At 72.6% G+C, this 4,077-nt stretch carries 3 protein-coding genes and 1 pseudogene; all 4 read right to left on the bottom strand.

Annotated elements, in window-relative coordinates:
- Positions 1-195, bottom strand: a pseudogene (locus VIB55_RS11640) (hypothetical protein); the annotation flags it as partial.
- 94 nt (positions 196-289) lie between these two features.
- Positions 290-1,633 (bottom strand): glycosyltransferase family 1 protein, encoded by a 1,344-nt coding sequence (locus tag VIB55_RS11635; RefSeq protein WP_331876831.1) that lies wholly within the window; start codon positions 1,631-1,633, stop codon positions 290-292.
- Between the two features lie 11 nt (positions 1,634-1,644).
- Complete coding sequence (locus tag VIB55_RS11630) at positions 1,645-2,640, bottom strand: class I SAM-dependent methyltransferase (protein ID WP_331876830.1); 996 nt, start codon at positions 2,638-2,640, stop codon at positions 1,645-1,647.
- A gap of 121 nt (positions 2,641-2,761) precedes the next feature.
- Positions 2,762-4,077, bottom strand: a 1,316-nt coding sequence (locus VIB55_RS11625; RefSeq protein WP_331876829.1) for a glycosyltransferase family 1 protein, incomplete at its 5' end; no start/stop codon positions are given.

Genomic DNA, 4,077 nt, shown 5'->3' with positions numbered 1-4,077 from the left:
GCGGGCCGGGCGCTCGCGCCAGCCGGTGGGGACCACGCGCTCCGGGGCCAGGCCGGCCAGCGGCAGGTAGTCGTGGCGTTCGCTCACCGTCCACACGCGCAGCTCGTGGCCGCGCTCCACCAGCCCGCGGACGTGCGTATGGAGCGCCCGCTTCCCTCCTCCCGTGGAGAGGTTGTGCCAGACGGCGATCCTCATCCCGCCCGCGCGGCCCGATGGGCCTCCGGAGTCCGTCCCGGCCCTGGCCGGGGCCGTTCCCGGGGCAGACCGAACACCACCACCACGCGCTCCGTCATGCCAGTGCGGCGCGATACCCCGCCACCGTCTGCTCCGTGAAGCGCGCCCAGCTGAACTCCCGCGCGCGGGCCAGCGAAAGCTCGCGCAGCCGCTCGCGCAGGCGCCCGTCGCGGTACACGTCCAGCATGGCCTGGCTGAGCGCGTCCTCGTCGGTGGGGTCGATCATGATCCCCGCGCCGCCCACCACTTCGGGAAGAGACGAGTTGTTGGAGGTGATGACCGGGACGCCGCACTGCATGGCCTCCAGCGGCGGCAGGCCGAAGCCCTCGTACAGCGACGGGAACACGAAGCCCAGGGCGCCGCTGTACACCGCGGCGAGGTCGTCGTCCGCGACGTAGCCCGCAAGCACCAGCCGCTCGGGTGCAACTCCGGCTCGGCGCGCCACCTCGCCCAGACGCGAAAGCTGCGGCGACTTGCTCCCCACCAGCACGAACGAAAGGTCCGGCGCCCCCTCCCGGGCCGCGCGGGTGAACGCCCGAACGGCCCGCTCCATGTTCTTGCGCGGGTCCAGGGTGTTCAGGCTCAGCAGGTACGGACCTTCGGGAATGCCGTACCGCTCGCGGACCGCCCGCAGCCGTTCCGGGTCGTGCACGGGGTGAAAGAGCACCGGGTCGGCCGCCAGCGGCGTGACGATCACCCGGGCCGGGTCCAGGTCCGGCCGGTATTCGCACAGGTCGTCCCTGGCGGACTCGGAGATGGCGAACGCCCAGTCGTCGGGCCGCAGGCTGCGAACGATCTGCTCCAGCTCCCTGACGCCCCCTGGAGAGCAGTTGTCGGGGAGCAGGATGGGGATCAGGTCGTAGAAGGTCAGGAAGCGCGCGGCCCGCCCGGTTCGTGCGGGGGCGGGAAGCGCGAACCGCGGCGAGTGGAACACGTCCGCGTCGGGGGCCCGCGCCGGAAACGCAGCGCCGGCCGTGGCCTCGAGCACCTTGCGGGAGTGCAGCAGCACGCGCCGGTACGCCTTGGTCGCCACGGACGCCCCCGGGCCGCCCTGCCGTGACGCGTGTGCCTCCAGCAGCCGCTTCACGACCCCCAGCCCGGGCTGCGTTCCCGCGAGGGTCCCGCCTCGAAGGGCGGGAGACGCGCGCAAAAAGTCGGCGGTGTATGCGAAGAGGGTCGGCGAGCGCAGGGCCGTGAAGGTGACCTCGCACTCCCTCGCGCCCAGCAGGTCCGTGGCCTGCCGCTCCACCACCCGGAAGATGCCGGTGCGGTGCAGGCGGTCGGCGTGTCCCAGCCCCAGGCTGGAAAGGTCGTACGCCACGCGCAGTGGCGAACGCGCGGGAGCGGCGGGCGCAGCCGGGGCGGTCGCCGCACCAGCCGTGGTTCGTTCGTTCGGCACCTCGCGCCTCTTTATCCGATGCGGGGGCCGGACGACGCCTCGGCCTTTCTTACGATCAGGCCGAACGACGTAGCCACGTGGCCCTCGAGGCTGAGCCGAAGGTGCGGATCCATCGTGTACGGCGGCCGGTCGACGTGGAGGTCGGCGGGGAGGGTTCCCTCGGTGAAGTCCAGCTCGGCGACGTCGTGGCCGGCGGCCCGCAGCTCGGCCGCGATGGCGCGCAGGTCCCGGCGGCGGAAGATGACCGCCCCGCCGGTCCGCACGGTCGGGCCATTGGACGACGCGTTGTACTCCGTCGTGTGCACGGCCATCCCGCCGGGGCGCAGGCACCGCATGGCGTTGTAGATGAACTCGGCCCCGTGCCGAAGCGATCCCAGGTGCTCGAGCGAGCACGACGACCACAGGAAGTCGAACCCCGACAGGTCGGCCGGGATGGCGTTCATGTCCACGGGGCGGAACGACACCCGGCGGGCGAACGCCTCCGGCGGGCAGACCCCGTTCACGTTCAGGTCGGCCAGGGAGCTGGCGTGCTGGTCGGATTCGATCCACCCCGTGCCCTGCGCCTGCTCGGCCGCCAGGTCGGTGGCCAGCACCTCGCAGCCCATCGACGCGAACAGCGCGGGGAGCGGCTCGTGGCCCACGGCGAAGCCCAGTCCCCTCCGCCCCGGCTGCAGCATCCCGCGCTCGTCGAGCGCCTGGGCGATATAGCAGAATTCCCACACCTTGCGGTGCAGCCGGAATGGCTCCCCCATGCGTGCGGCCCACGCCCGGAACGCGGGCGACTCCAGCTGGTCCTGGCGGCACAGCGACGAGCGCAGCGGCATCCGCGGAGGGGCCGAAGGACGCAGCCGGCTGCCCAGCCGCCTGCGCCACAGGTAGGCCGAGCCGAAACGCCCGGCCACCCACTCCTCGGTGAGCCCGGCCTGGCCCAGCTCGTACCGGACCCTGCGCACCACTCTCCGAGGCACCGTGAGCTCCGGCTCGTCGTACGGGTGAATCTTCGTCACAATGCGGCGATGTTCAGAATGAGGTGTGGCGGCCGGTGCCAGCCGGGAGCGGCGCGTGCCGCTCGCGGCCGACGTTCCGCGCCCGGGCGCTGGCGGACGGGAGATCCCGTGCACGACGCGCTCATCGCCCGGCGAGCCCGGCACGATAGCCGGCGATCGTCTGCCGGGCGCACGTCTCCCAGCTGAAGCGGGCGGCGCGGGCCAGCGAGCGGGCCTGCATCCGGCGCCGCAGCTCCCCGTCGCGGCATACGTCCAGCATGGCCTGGCTGAGCGCGTCCTCGTCCGTGGGCTCCACCATGATTCCCGCGTCGCCCACGACCTCGGGAAGCGAGGAGGTGTTCGAGGTGATCACCGGCGTCCCGCACTGCATGGCTTCCAAGGGCGGCAGCCCGAAGCCCTCGTACAGCGAAGGGTACACGAACGCGAGCGCACCGCTGTACAGCGCGGCCAGGTCCTCGTCCGGGACGTAGCCGGTCACCACCAGCCGGTCGGGCGAAAGCCCGGCCTCCCGCGCGGCCTCGAAGAACCGGTGGGGATCCTGCCCCATGTTCCCCACCAGGACCATGCGAAGGTCGGCCAGGCGCTCCTGCGACGTCATCCGCGAAAACGCCCGTACCGCCCGTTCGATGTTCTTTCGCGGCTCCACCGCGTTCACGCTCAGGAGGTACGGTGCGTCCGGGATCCCGTGGCGCCGCAGCACCTCCGCGATGCGGGCGCGATCGGCCACCGGGCGGAACGTAGCCGGATCGGCCCCGTTGTACGCCACCACCACTCGCGCGGGGTCCAGGTCCGGGCGGTACTCGCAAAGGTCCGCCCGGGCCGATTCCGAGCCGGTGAACACCCAGTCGCCCGAGCCGATGCTTCGCAGGATGGTGTGGAGCTCGTCGCGCGCGGCCTGCGAGCAGAACTGGGGGACCACGACCGGGATGAGGTCATACACGGTCAGGAACCGTACCGCTCTCCCGGTGACGGACATCTCCGGCAGGGCATACCTCGGCGAATGGAACACGTCCCCATCCGGCGGGCGCAGCGTCCTGGGCGGAAGGACGGCCGCGGCGGCCTTGCGCCCGTGCAGCAGCACCCGGCGGTACGCCTTGGTGGCCGCCGAGGCCCCGGGACCGCCGCGCCGGGACTGGTGCGCATGGACCAGGCGCTCCAGCAGCCACAGCCCGGGGCCGGCGGAGTGCATCGGAACGTGCCGCAGCACCGGGTCGGAACGGACGTACCAGCGCGTGTACGCGGCGATCTCGGGCGAGAACGGCGCGGCCAACGCAAGGTCGCAAGCCCCCGTGGCGGCGAGCGCGCGCACAAGGTGCTGCACCACGCGGAAGATCCCGGTCCGGAACTCCACCTGCGCCGTCCCGCGGCCCAGGATGGAAGCGTCGAAGACGACGCGAACCGGCTTCGCGCCCGCGAACGCGGCACCGCGCCCGGCGG

Source organism: Longimicrobium sp. (genome assembly GCF_036554565.1).
Taxonomy (GTDB): domain Bacteria; phylum Gemmatimonadota; class Gemmatimonadetes; order Longimicrobiales; family Longimicrobiaceae; genus Longimicrobium.
The sequence above is the reverse complement of the archived record's forward strand: the minus strand, read 5'-3'. Positions and strand labels throughout refer to the sequence as shown.